The 23,203-nt window shown below is 69.2% G+C and carries 17 protein-coding genes; 13 read left to right on the plus strand and 4 right to left on the minus strand.

The window, feature by feature from the left end:
• Positions 1 to 148: 148 nt before the first annotated feature.
• The 4 genes from AC1RGU_RS13505 to AC1RGU_RS13520 all read left to right on the plus strand — a co-directional run bounded on the left by AC1RGU_RS13505 (position 149) and on the right by AC1RGU_RS13520 (position 10,434).
• A complete protein-coding gene (locus AC1RGU_RS13505) occupies positions 149 to 1,813 on the plus strand; it encodes an efflux RND transporter periplasmic adaptor subunit (protein ID WP_492696546.1) in 1,665 nt (554 codons plus the stop codon).
• Positions 1,810 to 4,935, plus strand: a complete 3,126-nt coding sequence (locus AC1RGU_RS13510) for an efflux RND transporter permease subunit (RefSeq protein WP_492696547.1) — start codon at positions 1,810 to 1,812, stop codon at positions 4,933 to 4,935. The genes AC1RGU_RS13505 and AC1RGU_RS13510 overlap by 4 nt, the downstream gene beginning before the upstream one ends.
• 727 nt (positions 4,936 to 5,662) lie before the next feature.
• Complete coding sequence (locus AC1RGU_RS13515) at positions 5,663 to 8,923, plus strand: efflux RND transporter permease subunit (protein WP_492696548.1); 3,261 nt, start codon at positions 5,663 to 5,665, stop codon at positions 8,921 to 8,923.
• 11 nt (positions 8,924 to 8,934) lie between these two features.
• Positions 8,935 to 10,434, plus strand: coding sequence for an efflux transporter outer membrane subunit (locus AC1RGU_RS13520; RefSeq protein ID WP_492696549.1), 1,500 nt, complete (start codon positions 8,935 to 8,937; stop codon positions 10,432 to 10,434).
• 131 nt (positions 10,435 to 10,565) lie between these two features.
• Here AC1RGU_RS13520 and AC1RGU_RS13525 read toward each other — a convergent pair whose 3' ends face one another.
• Positions 10,566 to 10,931 (minus strand): SPW repeat protein, encoded by a 366-nt coding sequence (locus AC1RGU_RS13525; RefSeq protein ID WP_062474873.1) that lies wholly within the window; start codon positions 10,929 to 10,931, stop codon positions 10,566 to 10,568.
• Between the two features lie 160 nt (positions 10,932 to 11,091).
• On the opposite strand from AC1RGU_RS13525, the gene AC1RGU_RS13530 reads away from it, so the two are divergent.
• From AC1RGU_RS13530 to AC1RGU_RS13545, 4 genes are all read left to right on the plus strand, one after another.
• A complete protein-coding gene (locus tag AC1RGU_RS13530) occupies positions 11,092 to 11,676 on the plus strand; it encodes a TetR/AcrR family transcriptional regulator (RefSeq protein WP_447746024.1) in 585 nt (194 codons plus the stop codon).
• A gap of 56 nt (positions 11,677 to 11,732) precedes the next feature.
• A complete protein-coding gene (locus AC1RGU_RS13535; RefSeq protein WP_492696550.1) occupies positions 11,733 to 14,012 on the plus strand; it encodes a xanthine dehydrogenase family protein molybdopterin-binding subunit in 2,280 nt (759 codons plus the stop codon).
• Positions 14,013 to 14,040: 28 nt separating this feature from the next.
• Positions 14,041 to 14,505 (plus strand): (2Fe-2S)-binding protein, encoded by a 465-nt coding sequence (locus AC1RGU_RS13540; RefSeq protein ID WP_070062620.1) that lies wholly within the window; start codon positions 14,041 to 14,043, stop codon positions 14,503 to 14,505.
• A gap of 164 nt (positions 14,506 to 14,669) precedes the next feature.
• On the plus strand, positions 14,670 to 15,401 hold the full coding sequence (locus AC1RGU_RS13545) for a GntR family transcriptional regulator (RefSeq protein WP_083259300.1): 732 nt from the start codon (positions 14,670 to 14,672) through the stop codon (positions 15,399 to 15,401).
• On the opposite strand, the gene AC1RGU_RS13550 is transcribed toward AC1RGU_RS13545, so the two are convergent.
• Positions 15,402 to 16,268, minus strand: a complete 867-nt coding sequence (locus AC1RGU_RS13550) for a MurR/RpiR family transcriptional regulator (protein ID WP_307589068.1) — start codon at positions 16,266 to 16,268, stop codon at positions 15,402 to 15,404.
• Between the two features lie 204 nt (positions 16,269 to 16,472).
• On the opposite strand from AC1RGU_RS13550, the gene AC1RGU_RS13555 reads away from it, so the two are divergent.
• From AC1RGU_RS13555 to AC1RGU_RS13565, 3 genes are read left to right on the plus strand one after another with little or no spacing between them, the layout of a single operon-like run.
• Complete coding sequence (locus tag AC1RGU_RS13555) at positions 16,473 to 17,807, plus strand: aspartate aminotransferase family protein (protein ID WP_492696551.1); 1,335 nt, start codon at positions 16,473 to 16,475, stop codon at positions 17,805 to 17,807.
• A gap of 44 nt (positions 17,808 to 17,851) precedes the next feature.
• Positions 17,852 to 18,766: a transporter substrate-binding domain-containing protein gene (locus tag AC1RGU_RS13560; protein WP_492696552.1), complete on the plus strand. Its 915-nt coding sequence runs from the start codon at positions 17,852 to 17,854 to the stop codon at positions 18,764 to 18,766.
• Between the two features lie 14 nt (positions 18,767 to 18,780).
• On the plus strand, positions 18,781 to 19,431 hold the full coding sequence (locus AC1RGU_RS13565; RefSeq protein ID WP_492696553.1) for an aspartate/glutamate racemase family protein: 651 nt from the start codon (positions 18,781 to 18,783) through the stop codon (positions 19,429 to 19,431).
• Here the strand turns inward: AC1RGU_RS13565 and AC1RGU_RS13570 are convergent.
• The gene (locus tag AC1RGU_RS13570) at positions 19,423 to 20,280 is read right to left on the minus strand and encodes a hypothetical protein (RefSeq protein ID WP_159270950.1); all 858 of its coding nucleotides are present in this window, start codon (positions 20,278 to 20,280) and stop codon (positions 19,423 to 19,425) included. The two genes, AC1RGU_RS13565 and AC1RGU_RS13570, sit on opposite strands and share 9 nt — an antisense overlap.
• 182 nt (positions 20,281 to 20,462) lie before the next feature.
• On the opposite strand from AC1RGU_RS13570, the gene AC1RGU_RS13575 reads away from it, so the two are divergent.
• Positions 20,463 to 21,287, plus strand: coding sequence for an undecaprenyl-diphosphate phosphatase (locus AC1RGU_RS13575; RefSeq protein ID WP_062474913.1), 825 nt, complete (start codon positions 20,463 to 20,465; stop codon positions 21,285 to 21,287).
• A 10-nt stretch (positions 21,288 to 21,297) separates the two neighbouring features.
• Here AC1RGU_RS13575 and AC1RGU_RS13580 read toward each other — a convergent pair whose 3' ends face one another.
• Positions 21,298 to 22,107, minus strand: coding sequence for an IclR family transcriptional regulator (locus tag AC1RGU_RS13580; protein WP_492696554.1), 810 nt, complete (start codon positions 22,105 to 22,107; stop codon positions 21,298 to 21,300).
• 113 nt (positions 22,108 to 22,220) lie between these two features.
• Between AC1RGU_RS13580 and AC1RGU_RS13585 the strand changes: the two genes are divergently transcribed.
• The gene (locus AC1RGU_RS13585; RefSeq protein WP_492696555.1) at positions 22,221 to 23,195 is read left to right on the plus strand and encodes a Bug family tripartite tricarboxylate transporter substrate binding protein; all 975 of its coding nucleotides are present in this window, start codon (positions 22,221 to 22,223) and stop codon (positions 23,193 to 23,195) included.
• Positions 23,196 to 23,203 lie beyond the last annotated feature (8 nt).

The raw sequence follows: 23,203 nt of genomic DNA on the forward strand, positions 1-23,203 counted from the left end.
GCGGCCCCGGTGATGTCGGAGGTGCCGCGCAAACGGAAGCTTTACCGTCGCTTTACGGCACGGAAAACTGCGGGAGTGATATTTCGCGCTGTACTCTAGGCCGCCTCCCTTCAGGCCGCCTTTTCGCACCCCTTCGCACGCACCGCCCATGGATTCCCAAACGCCCCCCGAACCCCTGCCACCCGTCGTGTCGCCGACCCATCCTCCGGCGCGCCGGCGCCGATGGGTCGGGAGCCTGCTGGCCCTGCTGCTGCTCGTGGCGCTCGGGGGCGGTGCCTGGTACCTGGTGCAGCGTTCCAAGTCGCCGGCACCGGGCGCGGGCGGACCGGGTGCAGGCGCAGGCCGCCCCGGCGGCGGTGGGCCAGGCGGCCGGGCAGGCGGCGGGGGTCCGGCCTCCAGCACCGTCGGCACCGCCGTCGCGCGGCAGGCCGACATCCCGGTGCAGCTCGAGGCGCTGGGCACGGTCACGCCGCTGGCCAACGTGACGGTGCAGCCGCAGGTGTCGGGCGTGCTCACGGCCGTGCTGTTCAAGGAAGGTCAGATGGTCAAGAAGGGCGACGTGCTCGCCACCATCGATCCGCAGCCCTTCGAGAACGCGCTGGCGCAGGCCGCCGGCGCCCGCCAGCGCGACGAGGCGCAGCTGGCCGCGGCGCGCGTCACGCTGCAGCGCTACCAGACGCTGCTCGGGCAGGACTCCATCGCCCGCCAGGACGTCGACACCCAGGCCGCGCTGGTCAAGCAGCTCGAAGGCACCGTGGCCATCGACCGCGCCAACGAGAACACCGCCAAGCTCAACCTGGCCTGGAGCCGCATCACGGCGCCGGTGAGCGGGCGCATCGGCCTGCGGCCGGTGGACGCGGGCAACTACATCTCGACCGGCAGCACCGGCGGCGTGGCCACCATCACGCAGATCGCGCCCATCGACGTCGAGTTCGCCATTCCGCAGGACCGCGTGCCCGAGGTGCAGGAGCGGCTGGGCCAGGGCGCCACGCTCGCCACCACCGCCTTCGACCGCACGCGCACGCGCCGGTTGGCCGACGGCAGCTTCTCCACGCTCGACAACATGGTCGACACGCAGACCGGCACCGTGAAGGCCAAGGCGCGCTTCACCAACGCCGACGGCGCGCTGTTCCCGAACCAGTTCGTCAACCTGCGGCTGCTGCTGCGCACCGTGAGCAGCGCGGTGGTGGTGCCGGTCACGGCGCTGCGCCACGGCCCGAACGGCGACTACGTGTACGTGGTGACGGCCGAGAACACGGCCTCGCAGCGGCCGGTGACGCGCGGCGAATCGAGCGTCGATTTCGCCTCCATCACCAAGGGCCTGCAGCCCGGCGAAACCGTGGTCACCGAAGGCGGCGACCGCCTGAAGGATGGCGCGCGCGTGCAGACCACGGTCGACCGGCCGGCCGGTGCGGCCTCGGGTGCGGCCGCGCCGGGCGGGCGGCGTGGAGGACGTCGGCAGGAAGGTGGCGGTGGTGCGCAAGGCGGCGGAGCCCGCCCGGCCGAAGCGGCAGCGCCGGCTTCGCCCTCGCAGGCTCCGGCTGCACCCGCTGCTGGAACAGCGGCGCCGGCCGCAGCGCCGGCGGCCACGACGCCCGCACCGGCCACCACGCCCGCCAAGCTCCCTACCGCTGAGCAGCGCCAGCGCATGCTCGATGCGGCCAAGGACGATCCCGAACAACTCGAACGCCGCAAGCGTTTCCTCGAAGCCCTCGACCGCGGCGAGCCGGCCGCGCTGGAGCGCTGGCAGCGCATGGCCGAGCGCGGCAGCGCCGGTGGTGAACGCAGTGGTGAGGGACGGCGCAGCCCATGAGCCCCTCGCGCCCGTTCATCCTGCGGCCGGTCGCCACCTCGCTGCTGATGCTGGCCATCGTGCTGGCCGGCCTGGTGGCGTTCCGCTTCCTGCCGCTGGCGGCGCTGCCGCAGGTCGACTACCCGACCATCCAGGTCCAGACGCTCTACCCCGGGGCCAGCCCCGAGGTCATGAGCAACACCGTCACCGCGCCGCTGGAGCGCCAGTTCGGCCAGATGTCGGGCCTGGACCGCATGAGCTCGACCAGCGCGGCGGGCGTGTCGATCATCACGCTGCAGTTCTCGCTGGGCCAGACGCTGGACGTCGCCGAGCAGGAAGTGCAGGCCGCCATCAACGCCGGCGGCTCGCTGCTGCCGGCCGACCTGCCCGCGCCGCCGGTGTACGCCAAGGTCAACCCGGCCGACGCGCCGGTGCTCACGCTGGCCATCACCTCCGACACGCTGCCGCTCACCGAGGTGCAGAACCTCGTGAACACCCGGCTCGCGCAGAAGATCAGCCAGGTCTCGGGCGTGGGGCTCGTGTCGCTCAGCGGCGGGCAGCGCCCGGCCGTGCGCATCCAGGCCAACACGCAGGCGCTGGCGGCCAACGGCATCGGGCTGGATTCGCTGCGCACCGCGATCAGCGCGGCCAACTCCAACGGCGCCAAGGGCAGCTTCGACGGCCCCAAGCGCGCCTACACCATCAACTCGAACGACCAGCTGCTCACGGTCGACGACTACAAGAACCTCATCGTCAGCTACAAGAACGGCGCGCCGATCCGCATGGTCGACGTGGCGCGCGTGGTCAACAGCGCCGAGAACACGCAGCTGGGCGCCTGGGCCGGGCGCAAGGTCGACGGGCAGGTGCAGCTCACGCCGGCCATCATCCTGAACGTGCAGCGCCAGCCCGGCGCCAACGTGATCGCCACCGTCAACGCCATCAAGAAGCAGCTGCCCGAGCTGCAGGCCGGCATGCCCGCGGGCCTGCAGGTCGAGGTGCTGAGCGACCGCACCGCCGGCATCCGCTCGTCGGTGCAGCACGTCGAGATGGAGCTGGTGCTGGCCGTGGTGCTCGTGGTGCTGGTGATCTTCGCCTTCCTGGGCAGCCTGCGCGCCACCGTCATCGCCAGCATCGCCGTGCCGATCTCTCTCATCGGCAGCTTCGGCCTGATGTACCTGCTGGGCTACAGCCTGAACAACCTGAGCCTGATGGCGCTGACCATCGCCACCGGCTTCGTGGTGGACGACGCGATCGTCATGATCGAGAACATCGCGCGCTACATCGAGGAGGGCGAGAAGCCATTGCAGGCTGCGTTCAAGGGCGCCGCGCAGATCGGCTTCACCATCATCTCGCTGACCGTGTCGCTCATCGCCGTGCTGATCCCGCTGCTGTTCATGGGCGACGTGGTGGGCCGCCTGTTCCGCGAGTTCGCGGTGACGCTGGCGATCACCATCCTGATCTCGGGCGTGGTGTCGCTCACGCTGGTGCCGATGATGTCGGCGCGCTGGCTCAAGCACGAGCCGAAGAAGGACGCATCGGGCACCGGCTTCGGCGCGCGCGCCCAGCGTTTCTTCGACGGCGTGATGGTGCGCTACGACCGCTCGCTGCACTGGGTGATCGCGCACCAGCCGCTCACGCTGCTGGTGGCGTTGCTCACCCTGGTGCTGACCGTGGTGCTGTACCTCACGATCCCCAAGGGCCTTTTTCCCACGCAGGACACCGGCCAGCTGCAGGCCCGTGTGCAGGCCGCGCAAGATGTGTCCTTCGAGCGCATGGCGCAGCTGCAGCAGCAGGCCGCGCGCGCCATTCTTGAAGACCATGACGTCGAGAACCTCAGTTCCTTCGTCGGCGTGGACGCGGCCAACAACACGATGCTGCACACCGGCAGCATGCTCATCAACCTGACCCGCAGCCACGACAACCAGCAGGAGGTGATGGAGCGCCTGCGCGAGCGCGTGCGGCAGGTGGCCGGCCTCACGCTGTACCTGCAGCCCACGCAGGACCTGACCATTGACGCCGAGACCGGGCCGACCGAGTACCGCGTGTCGCTCGAAGGCGTGAACAGTGCGCTGGTCACCGAGTGGATGCAGAAGCTGGTGGCGAAGCTGCAGGAATCGGACAAGGTGCGCAACGTGAGCAGCGATGCCGGGGCGCAAGGGTTGGCGGCGTATGTGAACGTGAACCGCGACACGGCGTCGCGGCTGTCGATCACCGCGAGTTCGGTGGATGACGCGCTGTACAGCGCCTTCGGGCAGCGCATCGTGTCGACCATCTTCACCGAGACGAATCAGTACCGCGTGATCCTCGAGGCGCAGCCCGGCATGGTGAACACGCCGCAGACGCTGGGGCAGTTGAACCTCATTGCGGGGTCGGGCACGGCGACGCCGCTGTCGGCGTTTGCGGAGATCAGCGAGCGGCAGGCGCCGCTGCAGATCACGCACGTGGCGCAGTATCCGGCGAGTACGTTGAACTTCGATACGGCGCCGGGGGTTTCGCTCGGTGGATCGGTTGCCGCGATTCGCGCGGCTGCTAAAGAGATCGGGCTGCCGAGCAGTGTGACGATGACTTTTCTGGGGGCTTCTGGGGCTTATGAGAAGTCGTTGTCGAATCAGCTGTGGTTGATTTTGGCGGCGGTGGTTTGTGTGTATATCGTTCTTGGGGTGCTGTACGAGAGCTATGTGCATCCGCTGACGATCTTGTCTACGTTGCCTTCTGCCGGGGTTGGGGCTTTGCTGGCCCTGATGCTGACCGGCAATGACCTAGGGGTGATCGGGATCATCGGGATCATCTTGCTGATCGGCATCGTGAAGAAGAACGCGATCATGATGATCGACTTTGCTATCGATGCTGAGCGGACGCAGGGGAAGTCTGCTCGTGAAGCGATTCATCAAGCTGCTCTGTTGCGGTTTCGGCCGATCTTGATGACTACTTTGGCTGCGCTTTTTGCTGCTGTGCCGCTGATGTTCAGTTTTGGGGACGGGGCTGAGTTGCGACGTCCTCTCGGGCTTGCGATCTTTGGGGGGTTGATCGTTAGTCAGATGCTGACTTTGTTTACTACGCCGGTTATTTATTTGGCGTTTGATCGGTTGGGTGGGGGGAGTGCTCGGGCTTCTTCTTCTGAGCTTGAGGAGGAGGCGGCTTGATCTGGTTCACCTCCTGCCGCTGGTTTGCTTTCCGAGGCCGGGAGTTCCGCCCGGCGGCGGACTTACTTTCTTTTGCTTCGCCAAAAGAAAGTAAGCAAAGAAAAGGCGACCCCACTGTCTGCGACCCCTGCGCTTCGCTACGGGGCAACCTGCGGTGCTCACGTTTCGCGGGGTCTCGCAGAACTCGCTTCGCTCAAACAGCTGCGAGCCCTGATCCGCGAAACGCTCCGCTCCTCGGCGCAGCCAGAGGGGAGGGGAGCTTCGGGCCGTCGCTTCGCTCGGCCCGGGAGTACCAACAGCCGAATTCAATGCCCCTGCGCGCGGCTTCGCCGGCGCGCGGCTCCTTGCCAACAGCAAGGGCAGCGCAAACGGAAACGCCAACGCGAGCGCCAGCGCCAGCGCACCAACCAATCCCAGCCGCAGCAGGCGCAAAGCGCCTGCTGCGGCCCACTGGCCGAGCGAAGCGATGGCCCGCTGGTATCCAAAGCCCTTCTGTATGCGCCGAGGAGCGCAGCGTTTCGCGGATCAGGGCTCGCCCTTGTTTGAGCGAAGCGAGTTTGGGCGAGACCCCGCGAAACGCGAGCACCGCAGGTTGCCCGAAGCGAAGCGTAGGGACGCAGACAGTAGGGTCGCCTTTCTTTTGCCTACGTTTCTTTGGCGAAGCAAAGAAAAGTAGGTCGGCCGCCGGGCCGAGACCCGGCCTCGGGAAGCAAAACGAGGCACTGCGATGAACCTGTCGCGCCCCTTCGTCCGCCGCCCCATAGGCACAGTCCTCCTGACCATAGGCATCGCCCTGGCAGGAATCGCAGCTTTCTTCGTCCTACCAGTCTCCCCGCTCCCCCAAGTCGACTATCCAGTCATCTCGGTAAGAGCCTCCATCCCAGGAGCAAGCCCAGAGACGATGGCAACAAGCGTCGCGACCCCGCTGGAAAGACACCTGGGCACCATCGCAGGCGTCAACGAAATGACGTCCACCAGCTCCGTAGGCTCCTCCCGAGTCACCCTGCAATTCGACCTCAGCCGCAACATCGACGGCGCCGCAAGAGAAGTCCAAGCCGCCATCAACGCCAGCCGCGTAGACCTGCCTGCGACATTAAGAAGCAACCCCACCTACCGCAAAGCCAACCCGGCTGCGTCGCCAGTCATCATCCTGGCCCTCACGTCCAAAACAAAGACCCCAGGCCAGATCTACGACGCCGTCTCCAACATCGTCAGCCAGCGCCTGTCGCAGGTAGACGGCGTAGGCGACGTAGAGATCGGCGGCGGCTCGCTCCCCGCGGTACGCATCGAACTGCTTCCCTTCGCACTGAATCGCTACGGCATCAGCACCGAAGACGTGCGCGCCGCCATCCAGGCGTCGAATGCGAACCGCCCCAAGGGCATGGTCCAGGGCGAAGGCCGCAAGCTGCAGATCTACACCCAGACCCCGGCGCTGCGCGCGAGCGACTACGCCTCGATGGTCGTGGCCTGGCGCAACGGCGCGGCGGTGCGGCTGCGCGAGGTCGCCGACGTGATCGACGGCGTGGAAGACACGCGCACGCTGGGCCTGTTCAACGGCGAGCCGGCGATCATCGTGCTGATCACGCGCCAGCCCTCGGCCAACATCATCGAGACCGTCGACAACGTGCGCGCGCTGCTGCCCGAGCTGCAGGCGCAGCTGCCGCCGGACGTGACGCTGCAGGTCGCCTCGGACAGCACCAACTCCATCCGCAGCTCGCTGCGCGAGGTGGAGATGACGCTGGTCATCGCGGTGCTGCTGGTGGTGCTGGTGGTCAGCCTCTTCCTGCGCAGCGTGCGCGCGACGGTGGTGCCGGCGGTGGCCACGGTGGTGGCGCTGCTGGGCACGTTCGGGGTGATGCACCTGCTGGGCTTCAGCCTCAACAACCTGAGCCTGATGGCGCTCACCGTGGCCACGGGCTTCGTGGTGGACGACGCCATCGTGGTGCTGGAGAACACCAGCCGCCACATCGAATCGGGCATGTCGCGCATGAAGGCGGCGCTGCTCGGCGCGCAGGAAGTCGGCTTCACGGTGCTGTCGATCAGCGTGTCGCTGGTGGCGGTGTTCATTCCGCTGCTGTTCATGGGCGGGCAGGTGGGGCGGCTGTTCCGCGAGTTCGCGGTCACGCTGTCGGCGGCGGTGCTGATCTCGCTGGTCATCTCGCTCACCACCACGCCGATGATGTGCGCGTGGATGCTCAAGCCCGGCGGCGAGCACGACAAGAACAAGCCGCAAGGCCGCTTCGGCCGCGCGGCGGCGCGCAGCTACGACTGGATGCTCAAGCGCTACGAGAGCGCGCTCGACTGGGCGCTGGACAGCAAGGCGATCGTCATGGTCGTGCTGCTGGCGGTGGTGGGGCTCAATGTCTACCTGTTCAGCGCGGCGCCCAAGGGCTTCTTCCCGCAGCAGGACAGCGGCCAGCTCAACGGCGGCCTGCGCGCCGACCAGAGCATTTCGTCGCAGGCCATGGGCGCCAAGCTGCGCGAGGTGGTCGACATCATCCGCAAGGACGAGGCGGTCGACACCGTGGTGGGCTTCACGGGCGGCGGGCGCGCGGGCGGCGGCTTCATGTTCGTCAACCTGAAGCCGGCCAGCCAGCGCAAGGACAGCGGCCTGGCGGTGATCGCGCGGCTGCGCCCGCAGCTGGCGCAGGTGACGGGGCTGCGCGTGTTCCTCGGCCCGGTGCAGGACGTGCGCTCGGGCGGGCGCTCCAGCAACTCCACCTACCAGTACACGCTCAAGAGCGACAGCCTGTCCGACCTGCGCACCTGGGCCGTGAAGCTGGCCGACGAGATGAAGCAGCAGCCCACGCTGACCGACATCGACACCGACCAGGACCAGAACGGCGTGGAGACGGTGGCCAAGGTCGACCGCGACAGCGCACGGCGGCTGGGGCTCACCTCCACCGCCATCGACAACGCGCTGTACAACGCCTTCGGGCAGCGGCAGGTGGCCACCATCTACACCGAGCTCAACCAGTACCACGTGGTGATGGAATGGGCGCCGGGCTACACGCGCAGCCCGAACGCGCTGCGCGACGTGTACGTGCCGGCCACCAAGACCTCGGTGGTGGCGGGGCAGGCGGTGACCACGCAGGTGGCGGCCACGACGTCCACGGGCGGCACGACGGCTTCTGCCGGTGCCGCCGCCGCGACGGTGCCGGTGTCGGCCAACGCCGGCTCGCGCAACGCCTCGACCGGCAACGTGCTGAGCAACACGGCCACCGCGCTGGTGCCGCTGTCGGCGGTGGCGAAGTTCGAGGAGCAGTCGGTGGCCACGTCGGTGAGCCATGAGGACGGCGAGCTCGCCACCACCATCTCGTTCAACCTGGCCGAGGGCGCCAACCTCGGCGACGCGCGCGAGGCCATCGCCAAGGCCGAGGCCAACATCGCCATGCCGACGAATGTGCGCGGCGCCTTTGCCGGCACCGCGCTGAGCGCGCAGCAGTCGCAGGGGCAGCAGGCGATGCTGATCGTGGCGGCGCTGGTGGTGATCTACATCGTGCTGGGCATCCTGTACGAGAGCCTGGTGCATCCGGTGACGGTGCTCTCGACGCTGCCTTCGGCCGGCGTGGGCGCGGTGCTGGCGCTCTTGATGTTCCGCATGGAGTTTTCCATCATCGCGCTGATCGGCGTGTTCCTGCTGATCGGCATCGTGAAGAAGAACGCCATTTTGATCATCGACTTCGCGCTGGAGGCCGAGCGCTCGCGCGGCCTGAGCCCGCTCGAGGCGGTGCGCGAGGCCTGCCTGTTGCGCTTCCGCCCGATCCTGATGACCACGCTGGCCGCCGCGCTCGGCGCGCTGCCGCTGGCCATCGGCTTCGGCGAGGGCGCCGAGCTGCGCCGGCCGCTGGGCGTGGCGATCATCGGCGGGCTCATCGCGAGCCAGCTGCTGACGCTGCTCACCACGCCGGTGGTGTACCTGCTGCTGGACAAGCTGCGCCGCCGCGGCAAGAACGAACACGCGCTGAGCCGCGCCCCGGCCGCCTGAGACCCATGACCATGACTGCCTCCATTTCTTCCTTTGGTTCTTCACGCCGTTTCTTCGCGCTGAGCACGCTCGCGCTGGCCGCCGTGCTCGCCGGCTGTGCCGTGGGCCCGGCCTACAAGGTGCCCGAGTCGGCGGCATCGGCCGGCTGGAAGGAACAGCCCGCCGCCGACGGCTGGCTGCCCGCCGCGCCGGCCGACGCGCTCGACCGCGGCGAGTGGTGGAAGCTCTTCGGCGACGCCACGCTCGACGAGCTCGCGGCGCGCGTGCAGGTGTCGAACCAGAACATCGCCGCCGCCGTCGCCAGTTACACGCAGGCCCAGGCGCTGGTGCGCGAGCAGCGCGCGGGGCTGTTCCCGTCGGTGTCCTTCGACGGCAGCGGCAAGCGCTCGGGCACGGTGGGCGGCAACGCCTCGGCCAGCCCGTCGAACACCTTCGGCGCCACGCTGGGCGCGAGCTGGACGCCCGACGTGTGGGGCCGCCTGCGCGAGGCCGTGAACAGCGCGCAGGCCAACGCGCAGGCCAGCGAGGCCGACCTGGCGTCGGCGCGGCTGTCGGCCGTCGGAGCCCTGGCCACCAATTACTTCTCGCTGCGCGAGGCCGACGCCGAGATCGTGCTGCTCGACGAAACCATCCTCGGCTACCAGCGCGCGTTCGAGATCACGAGCAACCGCTACGCCGCCGGCATTGCCGCGCAGACCGACGTGCTGCAGGCGCAGACGCAACTGGTGAACGCCAAGGCCGACCGCGTGGGCCTGCAGCGCACGCGCGCCACGCTGGAGCACGCCATCGCGATGCTGGTGGGCGTGGCGCCGGCCGACTTCAGCCTGCCGCCCGCGCGCTGGACGCCCACGGTGCCCGGCGTGCCGACCGGTGTGCCCTCGACGCTGCTGCAGCGCCGTCCCGACATCGCGGCGGCGGAGCGCGCGGTGGCCGCGGCCAATGCGCAGATCGGCGTGGCGCGCTCGGCTTATTACCCGAACATCTCGCTCACGGCCTCGGTCGGCAGCAACGCCAGCCGCGTGAGAGACCTCTTCGGCGCGGCCAACACGCTGTGGGGGCTGGGCCTGTCGGTGGCGCAGGTGGTGTTCGACGCGGGCGCCATCAGCGCCAGCGTCGATGCCGCCAAGGCCGGCCACGAGGCCAGCGTGGCGCGCTACCGCCAGACCGTGCTGGCCGCGTTCCAGGCCGTGGAAGACCAGCTGACCAGCGGCGCCACGCTGGCGCAGCAGGAAGGCCTGCGACGCGAGGCCACGGCAGCCGCCGACAAGACCGAGCAGCAATTGCTCAACCGGTATCGCGCAGGGCAGGTGAGCTACACCGACGTGGTGCAGGCGCAGGCCGCCGCACTGAGCGCGCGGCGCGCGCTCGTGCAGCTTCAGGTCAATCGCCAGGCCGCGGCAATCGCGCTGATCCAGGCCATGGGCGGCGGCTGGCAGGCCGACTGGATGGGGGCGACCCGTCCGGCCGGCAACAGCACTTCAAACAACAGCGCCGCTTCCCGCACACCGTAAGGGGCGGGTGTTGCGGGCGGGCATGGGAACCTGCCTGGCCCGTCGGCCCGACCGGCGCGAACACCGGACCGGGCGTCGTCGCTTCGCGGCGGTGGTCACCGCTCGGCGCTCACAGGATCGCTCTCTCCCCATCAGTGCGCTGGTCGGTCGAGGGCCTCGCCCAGGTAGTCCTTGTCTGTCACCAGGACCCAGAGGGCGAGCACCATGATCACCGCAGCCACGAGGACTGCATTGACCAGCGCCGGCTCGACCATGCGGAAGTCGAGCAACCAGGGCGACACCGCCAGCCAGGCTGCCAGCGCCACTTCGGTCCACTCTTCCCACTGGTGCGGCACGAAGGTCGCGCCCAAGGCCACGGCGCCCAGCACGATGCCGGTCGCCACCATGGTCCACATGGCGAGCGAATTGCCCTGAAAGCCCAGTACCCATGGCGAGACGATCAGCCACACGCCGGCGACGGCGTTGACGGGGTCCTGCCAATGCTTCACATGCTTCATGGTCGTACCTCCTGTCGCAGCACGACGCCACGACTCTGGTTGGACTGCCGCGCCGCGCCGTGGTTCCGCCATGCGGCATGGCGCGGGGCTTGCGGATCGGCGCGGCGTTCCTATACTTGAGTGAACACTCAATTAAACGAACGACGGAGACCGCCCGCGCATGGCCCGCCCCCGCAGTGTCGACAAGCACAACGCCATCCTCGAGGCCGCGCTGGTCGAGTTCGGCCGGCGCGGCGTGTGGGCCACGCCGACCTCGGCGATCTCGCGCACCGCGGGCGTTGCCGAGGGCACGCTGTTCACTTACTTCGCGAGCAAGGCGCTGCTGACCGACGCGCTGTACCGCGCACTCAAGACCGAGCTGGCCGGCGTGATGCTGGCCGACTGGCCCGAGGCCGCCGATCCGCGCACCCAGTTCCGCCACATCTGGGACCGCTACGTGCGCTGGGGCGTGGCGCACCCCGGCAAGCTGCGCGTGCTGGCGCAGCTCAAGGTGTCCGATGAACTGAGCGACGAGAGCCGCGCCGCCGGCATGGCGCCTTTCGCGCGCCTGGAAGCGGTGGCGCAGGAGTGCATGCGGCGCGGGCTCGTCGTCGAGCGGCCGATCGAATTCCTGGGCGCGATGCTCACGGCCATGGCCGAGACCACCGTCGGCTACATCGCGCAGGCCGGCGACGCCGAACCGGCCTTCGACTACGCCGAAGCCGGCTTCGAGATCTTCTGGCAAGGCATCGCCGTGCCGCCCTGACGACGACCCCACCTCCCGCACGAACGACAAGACCCCCACCGAAGAAAGACCCCGCCATGCCCACACTCAAACGCCGCCACTTCGTGCTCGGCACCCTCGGCGCCGCCGGCGCCCTGGTCGTCGGCTGGGCCGCCACGCCGGCGGCTTCACGCCTCGTGCCCGGCGCGCCGCTGCCGGCGGGCAACGGGCAGGTCGCGCTCAACGGCTGGGTCAAGGTGGGCAGCGACGACACCGTCACGCTGGTGATGACGCAGTCGGAAATGGGGCAGGGCACGCACACCGGCCTGGCGATGCTGCTGGCCGAAGAAATGGACGCCGCGGTGTCGCAGGTGCGGCTCGAGCAGGCCGGCTTCGACGCCATCTACAACAACCAGGCCATGATCCTCGACGCGCTGCCCTTCAGGCCCGGCGACGAGGGCTTCGGCAAGCGCGCGGCGCACCAGGTCGTGGGCAAGCTGCTGCGCACGATCCCGGGGCTCTCGGGCACGGGCGGTTCGTCGAGCGTCACCGACCAGTGGGGCCCGGTGCGCGAGGCCGGCGCGTCGGCGCGGCTCATGCTGGTGGGCGCGGCCGCCGCACAGTGGCAGGTGCCTGCCAGCGAATGCCGCACCGAGGCGGGCCGCGTGCTGCACCCGGCCTCCAACCGCAGCGCGCGCTTCGGTGAGCTGGCCGCAAAGGCCGCGCAGCAGCCGCTGCCCACGGCGGTGAAGCTCAAGGCGCAAGCCGACTTCCGCGTCATCGGCCAGCCGCAGCGGCGCATCGACAACGCCGGCAAGCTCAATGGCACGGCCACCTACGGCATCGACGTGCTGCCGCCGGGCCTGCTGTACGCCAGCATCGCCATGTGCCCGACGCTGGCCGGCCGCGTCGCGCGCTTCGACGCCAAGGCGGCCGAGGCGCTGCCCGGCGTGCGCAAGGTGATGGCGCTGGAACCGGTGGCCGCGAGCCTTGTCGGCACCGGCAGCACGGCGGGCGGCGTGGCGGTGATCGCCGACACGCCGTACCACGCGATGCGCGCACTGAAGCAGGTCGACATCGAATGGGACCACGGCCCGGCCGCGAGCCTGTCGAGCGCCGAGATGATCGACCGCCTTGCGCGCACGCTCGACGCCGACGCAGGCAACGCCCGCCTCGATACCGGCGGCGTGGCGGCGGCACTGAAGTCCGCCGCGCGCACGATCGAGGTCGAGTACCGCGTGCCCTTCCTGGCGCACGCCACCATGGAGCCGATGAACTGCACCGTGCAGTTCAAGGACGGCGCCGCCACCGTCTGGGCGCCCACGCAGGCGCCGGGCTTCGCGCGCGCCGCGGTCGCCAAGGCGCTGGGCATCGATGCCGAGAAGGTCACGCTGCACGTGACCTACCTGGGCGGCGGCTTCGGGCGGCGCTACTTCATCGACTTCCTGGTGCAGGCCGCGCAGCTCGCGCGCGAGGCCGGCGGCGCACCGGTGCAACTGATCTGGTCGCGCGAGGAAGACATGACGCACGACTTCTACCGCCCCGCCTACGTGGCGCTGTGCAAGGCCGGCTTCGACGCGGCGGGCGCGCTGGTCGCGTGGCAGACCACCAGCGCCGGCTCCAGTCTCGGGGCGCCGTCGTTCATGGACAACTCGACCGACGGCGCCTGGAACACCGCCTACGACTTCCCGCAGGCCCGCGTGGCGCACGTGCCGGTCGAATCGGCCGTCACCACCGGCATCTGGCGCTCGGTGGCGCATTCGCAGAACGGCTTCTTCGTCGAGAGCTTCATCGACGAATGCGCCGTCGCGGCAGGCAAGGACCCGGTCGCCTTTCGCGCCGGCCTGCTCGCGAAAGATGCGCGCCACCTGGCGGTGCTGAAGCGCGTGGCCGAACTCTCGAAGTGGGGCGAGCCGCTGGCCGACGGGCCCGACGGCACCAAGCGCGCGCGCGGCGTGGCCATTCACCGCGCCTTCGGCAGCATCGTGGCGCAGGTGGCCGAGGTGTCGGTGACGCCCGAGCGGCAGATCCGTGTGCACCGCGTGGTGTGCGTGATCGACTGCGGCCTGCCGGTCAACCCCAACCTGATCCGCCAGCAGATGGAAGGCGGCATCGTGTTCGGCCTGTCGGCCGCGCTGCGCGGCGAGATCACCGTGGCGCGCGGCCAGGTGCAGCAGAGCAACTTCCACGACTACACGCCGCTGCGCATCGACGAGTGCCCGGCCATCGAGGTCGACATCCTCGCCGGCACCGGCGCCGAGGTGCCGCCCGGCGGCGTGGGCGAGCCGGGCACGCCGCCCATCGCGCCCGCCGTGGCCAACGCCGTGTTCGCGCTGACCGGCCAGCGCCTGCGCAGCCTGCCTTTGCGGCTGGCCTGACCCCCGAGAACAGCAAGAAAGACACCCCATGACCACCACCACGCTGAAGATCAACGGCCAGACCGCCACCGTGAGCGCCGAGCCCGACACCCCGCTGCTGTGGGTGCTGCGCGGCGAAATGAAGCTCGTCGGCACCAAGTTCGGCTGCGGCAAGGCGCTGTGCGGCGCCTGCACCGTGCACCTGGACGGCCAGGCCGTGCGCTCCTGCGTCACCCCGCTGGAGGCCGTGGGCGGGCGCGAAGTCACCACCATCGAGGGCCTGAAGGGCCGGGAGGCCGACGCCCTGCGCGCGGCCTGGACCGAGGTCGACGTGGTGCAGTGCGGCTACTGCCAGAGCGGCCAGCTCATGTCGGCCTGCGCGCTGCTCAAAGCCACGCCCAAACCCAGCGACGACCAGGTCTCGGACGCCATGCGCGGCAACATCTGCCGCTGCGGCACCTACCCCCGGATTCGCGCCGCGATCCACCTGGCGGCAGAAACAGCGGGGCGGTAACGCAGAAACCGGGGTGGTTGTTTACAGAAGTTAATAATTTTTCCGTAATTCTCGAAAAAGTCGCCAGAACGGTATTTTTACGGAAATTGGGGATATGAAGCTTCGATACGCCGCCGTACCATCCGCGCGGCCCGCTTCCGGCCGTCCCCTGTTTCCGACTTTCGATGACCCCCCCAGATCCCTCGCGGACGCGCGTTCTGTCCGTGGCCGACACGCTGCGCACCCGCATCTTCGATGGTGCGATTGCCCCCGGCGCCCACCTGATGGAGATTTCGCTCGCCAATGAGCTTGGCGTGTCGCGCACCCCTGTGCGCGGCGCCATGGCGCGGCTGGCCGACGAGGGGTTGCTGGTCTACCACCCGCAGCGGGGTTTCCAGGTGCGCCGTTTCGACGCCAAGGACGTGTTCGACGCCTTCAGCGTGCGCGCCACGCTCGAAGGCATGGGCTGCCGCCTGCTCAGCGAGCGCGGCCTGGACGACGAGGCGCTGGCCGAACTGACGGCCATGGTCGACGAGCAGCACGCGCTGCTGCACGACAGCGGCGAATGGACCGACGAGCGGGCCGACCAGTGGCAGGACCTGAACCAGGCCTTCCACCACAAGCTGCTGTCGCTGGCCGACAACCGCTGGCTCAGCGAGGCCGTGCAGCGCGCCTGCCAGCTGCCGGTGATCTTCGACAGCCGCTCGCGCCCGCACAGGCACGACGCCGCGATGCTGCTGTACCGCCACAGCCAGGCCCTGCAGGCGCTCGAAGAGCACCGCTGCATCGTCGAGGCGCTCGGCCGTCAGGAGGCCTCGGGCGCCGAAGCCGCGATGCGCGAGCACATCAACGCCAACCGCGACCTGCTGGTGCTCTACCTGCGCCAGAGCGCCGGCCGCACCCGCGCGCTCGCCTGATCAGCCGCCCCGCGCCACCGGCGCCATGAGGTAGGCCCCCGACTCGAACAGCTGCGCCTCGGCCTGGTCGATGCGCCGGATCACCGGCTTGCCCGCGCGGCTCGCCAGCAACTCGACCAGCGCTTCCGTCACGGCCACGCCGGCCGCCACCGACGGGAAGAACGAGGGGCTGTGGATGGTGAAGAGCAGCGTCTCGTCCGCCAGCAGCGACAGCGGCGAGGTCACACTGTCGGTGATCGCCACGATGCGGCAACCGGCCGCCTTCGCCGCCTCGGCCACCTGCAAAGCCTCGCGCGAGTAGGGCGCAAAGCTCGCCACCACCAGCGCGTCGCCCTTGGCGAAGGCGCGCTGCTGCATCTCGAGCGAGCCGCCCTGGCCGTCCACCAGGTGCACGCTGGTGCGAAAGAGCCGGTACACGTACACGAACGAGAAGGCGATCGGAAAGCAGGCGCGAAAGCCCGCCGCGTGCACGGCCGGCGCCTTCTCCAGCAGCGCGCAGGCCTTGAGCAGCGCCGGCCCGCTCTGCTGGTGCGTGAGCTCCAGGTTGCGCCGCTGCACCTCGAACATCTCGCCCGCCAGGCCCTGGTCGGCGACGCGGCCCACCAGCTGCTTGGCGCGCCCGCCGTAGGTCTCGGTGCCCAGGCCCATGTCGGCAGCGAAGGCCTCCTTCAGCTGCGGCCAGCCTTCGAAGCCCAGGTGCTGGGCGAAACGCACCAGCGTGGCCGGCGTGCTCTGCGCGCGCGTGCCGACGTTGCGCATCGAGCCCGTGACCACTTCGTTCGGGTGGTCGAGCACGTAGCGCGCCACCTGCTGCAGGGCAGGGCTCAGGTCGTTGAAGCGTTGGCGGATCAGTTCTTTGGCGTTCATCGAAATACCTTCGTGCTTCGCACTGCGGTGCGAGCTTGCTTGGGGCGGCCCGGCGCAGCGCTCATGGCGGTGTCTCTTTTCGTGCGGTGTCTGGAACGAATGTACCGGAGCAGGGAAATCCCGGGAGTTGACGGAACAAATGTTCCAAACAATAATTCAGCCGAAACGTTAGTTCCAAACACACGCCCCAGCTTTCCTCCCGCCATGACGCACGTCTTCCACCGCCACCTTCGCCAGACCCCGCCCGTTGCCGCCAGCGCGCAGGGCATGTTCATCCGCGACGCCGACGGGCGCGAATACCTCGATGCCTCGGGCGGCGCGGCCGTGTCCTCGCTCGGCCACGGCCATCCCGAGGTGATGGCGGCCATGCACGCGCAGATCGACACACTGGCCTACGCCCACACCAGCTTCTTCACGAGCGAGGTGGCCGAGCAGCTGGCCGACGAACTCATCGGTTCTGCCCCCGAAGGCATGAGCCACGTGTACCTCGTGAGCGGCGGTTCCGAGGCGGTGGAGTCGGCGCTGAAGATGGCGCGCCAGTACTTCGTGGAAATCGGCCAGCCGCAGCGCACGCACTTCATCGCGCGCCGCCAGAGCTACCACGGCAACACGCTGGGCGCGCTCGCGGTGGGCGGCAACGCCTGGCGGCGCGAGCCCTTCGCGCCGATCCTCGTGCCGGCCACGCACGTCGCGCCGTGCTACCCCTACCGCGAGCAGCGCGCCGATGAAAGCGCGGAGCAGTACGGCCTGCGCTTGGCGGCCGAGCTCGAAGCGGCCATCGTAGCGCAGGGTGCCGACCGCGTGATCGCCTTCGTGGCCGAGACCGTGGGCGGCGCCACCGCCGGCGTGCTCACGCCGGTGCCGGGCTATTTCAAGGCCGTGCGCGCCGTGTGCGACAGGTACGGCGTGCTGCTGATCCTCGACGAGGTGATGTGCGGCATGGGCCGCACCGGCTCGCTGCACGCCTGCGAGCAGGAGGGCGTGGTGCCCGACCTGATGACCGTCGCCAAGGGCCTGGGCGGCGGCTACCAGCCGATCGGCGCGGTGCTGGCGCAGCGCCGCATCGTCGAGGCCATGTCCAAGGGCAGCGGCTTCTTCCAGCACGGCCATACGTACCTGGGCCATCCGATGGCCTGCGCAGCGGCGCTCGCGGTGCAGCAGGTGATCCGCCGCGACGGCCTGGTTGCCAAGGTGCGCGACGACGGCGTTGCCTTCGGCGCGATGCTGGCCGAGGCGCTGGGCGACCACCCGCACGTGGGCGACATCCGCGGGCGCGGCTTCTTCTGGGGCGTCGAGCTGGTGGCCGACCGCGCGAGCAAGCAGCCCTTCGATCCATCGCTGAAGGTCCATGCGCTCCTCAAGAAAGACGCGATGGCGCGCGGACTGCTGTGCTACCCCTTCGGCGGCACGGTGGACGGGCGCCAGGGCGACCACGTGCTGCTGGCGCCGCCGTACATCGCGACGCGCGATCACCTGCAGGAGATCGTCGCGCGGCTCGCCGCCTCGGTCGACGCGGTCACGCGCAGCGCCACGCGCTGAGCCACCGCCCCTTTTTCTTCAACCGCCGTTCCGAGGAGCGTTCCATGCCCCAGCTTCGCCCGTCGCTTTCCATCGCCGCCGCCTTCGCGCTGGCCCTTGCCGCCCTGGCTCCGACCGCTCCCGCGCAGGCGCAGCCCGCCAACGACACGCTCGCCAAGATCAAGGCCAGCGGCGCCATCACCTTCGGCTACCGCGAGGCCTCGTTCGGCTTCTCGTACCTGGACGCCAACCTCAAGCCCGTGGGCTACAGCATCGAGATCTGCAACCGCATCGTCGACGCGGTGAAGACCGAGCTGAAGCTGCCGGCCCTCGACATCAAGTACCAGGCCGTGACCTCGGCCAACCGCATCCCGCTGGTGCAGAACGGCACGGTGGACATCGAGTGCGGCTCCACCACCAACCTGGTCGAGCGCCAGTCGCAGGTGGCCTTCTCGCCGGACATCTTCCGCTACAACGTGCGCACGCTGGTGAAGGCCGATTCGGGCATCAAGAGCATCGCCGACCTGCAGGGCAAGACGGTGGTCACCACCGCCGGCACCACCTCGTTCCGCCTGCTGCGCGCGGCCGACAAGGGCCGAAGCCTCGAGGTGAACCAGCTCTCGGGCAAGGACCACACCGACTCGTTCCTGCTGGTCGAGAGCGGCCGCGCGCAGGCCTTCGTGCTGGACGACATCCTGCTCGCGGGCCAGATCGCCAACGCGCGCAACCCGAAGGACTTCGTCATCACCGGCGAGAGCCTGCGCACCGAGAACCAGTCGCTGATGTTCCGCAAGGACGACCCGGCCTTCAAGGCGCTGGTGGACCGCGTGGTGTCGGGCATGATGAAGTCCGGCGAGATGGAAAAGCTCTACAGCAAGTGGTTCATGTCGCCGATTCCGCCCAAGGGCATCAACATCAACTACCCGCTCAATGCCGAGACGAAGGAGGCCTTTGCCAACCCGTCGTCCAAGGGCATCTGATCTCACCTGACTTCATGACACGCATCGCCCTCATCCACGCGCTCTCGCATTCCGTCGCCCCCATCAACGAAGCCTTCGCGCGCGACTGGCCCGAGGCCGTGCGCATGAACCTGCTGGACGACAGCCTTTCGGCCGACCTCGCGCGCGACGGCAAGGGGCTCGACGCGGCGATGCACGAGCGCTTCCAGCGCCTGGCGCAGTACGCGGTGGACACGGGCGCGCGCGGCATCCTCTTCACCTGCTCGGCCTTCGGGCCGTGCATCGAGGCGGTGGCGCAGCGGCACGCGGGCATTCCGGTGCTCAAGCCCAACGAGGCCATGATCGAGGAGGCCGTGCAGGGCGAAGGCCGGCTGGGCCTGATCGCGACTTTTGCGCGCACGCTGGAATCGATGCCGCCGGAGTTTCCTTCGGGCATGGCGCTCGAACTCGCGCTGGCCGAGGGCGCGCTGGCCGCGCTCGATGCGGGCGACACGCAGCGCCACGATGCGCTCATCGCCGAACAGGCCGCCGCGCTGCGTGTGCGCGGCTGCACGCGCATTGCCCTGGCTCAGTTCAGCATGGCGCGGGCGCGTGGCGCCTGCGAGGCGGCCAGCGGCCTGCCGGTGCTGACGACGGTCGACAGCGCGGTGCGCGCGCTGCGCCGGCGTGCTTCAGCTTCAGTGTGAGCCGCCGTTGCCGACGACCGTGACCAGCGTGGTCATTGCCACCTGCGCGGCCTCGCCGCGCGCGAGCGGGCGGCCGGGGCCGGCGTTGCCGCTGTCGGTTTCCAGGCCCTGCGCCAGGCGGCGGTAGATGTCCGACGAGGGCATGGTCGCCGCCGTGCCGAGCGCGTCGCAGTAGGTGTCGGTGAGCACGGCGGCCAGCCGTTCGCGCTCGGCGTCGCACAGCACGGGCGCCTCGGCGGCGAAGACCGACGCCACGCAGTGCATCAGGTAGGCCTGGGTCTCGAGCGAGAAGGCCTGCTGGCGCACGTAGTCTTCCACCGCGTGCCAGAAGAGGGTGTCGGAGGTGCGGCGCCAGCTTTCGAGCACCTTGCGCGACTTGGCGACCAGGTCGGCGTGCGCGTCGTGCGGCTCGCTCGGGCGCAGCGCCAGGCCCTGCAGCGTGAGCGCGGCCACCGGGCCGGCCGCGCCGAGCAGGAAGCTCCAGAACTTCCAGCGCGCAAACCATTTCTTGTCGTGGGCCGGGCCCAGCGGCTCCAGCAGCCGGAAGTCGATGCACAGGGCGGCGTTGGCCTGCAGGCCGGAGGCCATGCGGTCGGCCTCCACATGGCCCTGCGCGACGATGCAGGCGCTGGCGCCGCAGCGGTCGATGTCGGCCAGGCGCTGCGTCAGCTGGCGCAGCTCGTGGGCCGAGGCGCCGGTGGCTTCGGCCACGCGCAGCATGCCGTGGCACTGCTCCCGCTCCAGTTGGCAGGGGCTCTTGAGACGGTCTTCGACATGGTCGTCGAGCGTCGAGGGGCGTTCTTCTGCGACGCAGTCCTCGAGTTCACTCCCGGTGGTGAACGTTGACATGGATGCTCCTTCGGGCGCAGATGAATAACTGTTATCAATATGTATTAACGCGCCGAGGTCGAACATCACCTGAACTAGGTATTTCCGTGGGCGGGCTGCCTTGTGTTCCACCGGCGGAACGGCGCCTGAACAGGGCCTGACCGATGGCCTCGCCATAATTGCCGGTCTTTCAAGGAGTACGCGTGGATATCGTTTTGCTGGTCAAGGCCGCTGTCATGGGCATCGTGGAGGGTCTGACCGAATTCCTGCCGATCTCGTCGACCGGCCACCTCATTCTTGCGGGCTCGCTGCTGGGCTTCGACGACGCCAAGGCCAAGGTGTTCGACATCGCCATCCAGACCGGCGCGATCTTCGCGGTGATCCTGGTCTACTGGCAGAAGATCCATTCGACCGTGGTGGCGCTGCCGCGCCAGCCCAAGGCGCGCCGGCTGGCGCTGAACATCGTCATCGGCTTCCTGCCCGCGGTGGTGCTGGGCCTCTTGTTCGGCAAGATGATCAAGGCGCACCTGTTCATCCCGACCGTGGTGGCGAGCACCTTCATCATCGGCGGCTTCATCATCCTGTGGGCCGAGAAGCGCCCGCCCGGTTCGGTGCGCGTCGAGCACGTGGACGACATGACGCCCTGGGACGCGCTCAAGGTCGGCCTGGTGCAGTGCTTCGCGATGATCCCCGGCACCAGCCGCAGCGGCTCGACCATCATCGGCGGCATGCTGCTGGGCCTGTCGCGCCAGGCGGCGACCGATTTCTCGTTCTTCCTGGCGATTCCGACGCTGATCGGTGCGGGCGCCTACAGCCTCTACAAGGAGCGCGCGCTGCTGTCGGTGGCCGACATTCCGATGTTCACGGTGGGCCTGGCCTTCTCGTTCATCAGCGCATGGCTGTGCGTGCGCTGGCTGCTGAAGTACATCAGCACGCACAACTTCATTCCGTTCGCGTGGTATCGCATCGCCTTCGGCATCGTGGTGCTGGCCACGGCGTGGACCGGCGCCGTGGTCTGGGCGGAATAAGCCAGCAGCCTCAGGCCGCCGCGCCCAGCAGCGCGCCGGCGGCCTTCGCCTCCCGCCGCACGGCGATGGCGATCGGCCCGTCGATCGACGGATCGAACCCGCCCGTGGCGCCCAGCGCGGTGATCACGGCGCACACCCTTCCCGCGTAGTCGTACACCGGCGCCGCCACGGCGCTGATGCCGCGCAGGTAGGTGTCCCGCACGATGGCGCAGTGCGCCTGCTGCACCTCGCGGCGCAGCGCGCCGATGGGGTCGTCGGCATCGAGCAGCGCGCGCATGTCCTCGGTGGCGTCGGCCAGTTCCTGCTCGGCCAGCGCCACCACGCGCGATTCGTCGAGCAGGCCCAGGAAGGCGCGCCCGGTGGCCGACCACAGGATCGACATCACCGAGCCGGCGCGCACGTTCACCGTCACCGGCAGGCCCGGCTCCTCGAAGCGCACGATGGTCGGGCCCTTGTTGCCCATCACCGCGACGAAGCAGGTCACCTCCAGCGATTCGCGCAGGCGGATCAGGCAGGGCTCGGCCGCGCGGATCGGGTCGGCCTGGCGCATGGCGGCCAGGCCGATCTGGATCGCCTCGGGCCCCAGGTAGTAGTGCTGCGAGGCGGTGTCCTGGCGCACCAGGCTTTCTTCCATCAGGCTCGCGAGGTAGCGGTGCACCTTCGCCGGGCTCTCGCCCACGTGGGTGGCCAGCGCCGTGAGGCTGCTGCGCCCGCCCAGGTGCGCCAGGCCCTTGAGCACGGCCATGCCGGTCTCGGCGGACTGCACGCGCTGGCGGCGCTCGCGGGGAGGGGAAGAGGGTGCTTCGGCGGGGGAGGTCATGTCGTCGGCATCTTAGGTGGCGGCCTCGGTGGCCGGGTAAACCCGTGGATTGGTGATTACGCAATGCGTATGATAATTACGCAATACACAATTTCCACCCCGGAGACACCCCGATGAAGATGCACTTCGCCCGCGGCCTTGCGGTCCTGTCCCTGGCTGCCCTGGCCACCGCCGCCAGCGCCCAGACCACCTTCCCCGCCAAGCCGATCCGCTGGCTCGTGCCCTACGCCGCGGGCGGCGGTTCCGACTTCCTCGCGCGCACCGTCGCCCAGACGCTGTCGACCCAGGTCGGCCAGCCGGTGCTGGTGGACAACAAGCCGGGCGGCAACACCGCGCTGGCCGCCGCCGAAACCGCGCGTGCCCCGGCCGACGGCTACACCGTGCTCTCGGCCGACAACGGCACGCTGGTGTTCAACCCGGCGCTGTACAAGTCGCTGAGCTACAGCCCCACCAAGGACCTGACGCCCGTCACGCTGATGGGCAAGTTCCCGATGATCCTGGTGGTCGGCGCCAATTCGGGCTTTGCCACCGCCAAGGACTTCATCGCCCAGGCCAAGGCCAAGCCGGGCGGCATCAACTACGCCTCGGCCGGCGCGGGCAGCCCGCACCACCTGGCGATGGAACTGCTGAAAGTGGAAGCCAAGCTCTTCATGGTCCACGTGCCGTACCGCGGCGCGGCGCCCGCGCTGGCCGACGTGGTCGGCGGGCAGCTGCCGGCCATGATGGTCGACATGGCCGCCGGCGCCGGCTTCATCAAGGGCGGCAAGGTGCGCGCGCTGGCCGTGGCCAACCCCACGCGCCTGCCGCAGCTGCCCGATGTGCCCACCTTCGCCGAGCTCGGCTACAAGAATGTCGAAGCCGCCGCGCTGGTCGGCGTGGTGGTGCCCGCGGCCACGCCGGCCGACGTGGTGAACACGCTCAACCGCCAGCTGGTGGCCGCCATCCACGAGCCCTCGGTGAACAAGCGCATGGTCGACTTCGGCGTCGAGCCCGTGGGCAACACGCCCGCGCAGTACACCGAGCTGCTCAAGGCCGAGACCGCGCGCTGGCACAAGCTGATCCGCGACCTGAAGATCACGCTCGACTGAGTCTGCTG

The organism is Variovorax sp. GW823-FHT02B07 (assembly GCF_058797695.1).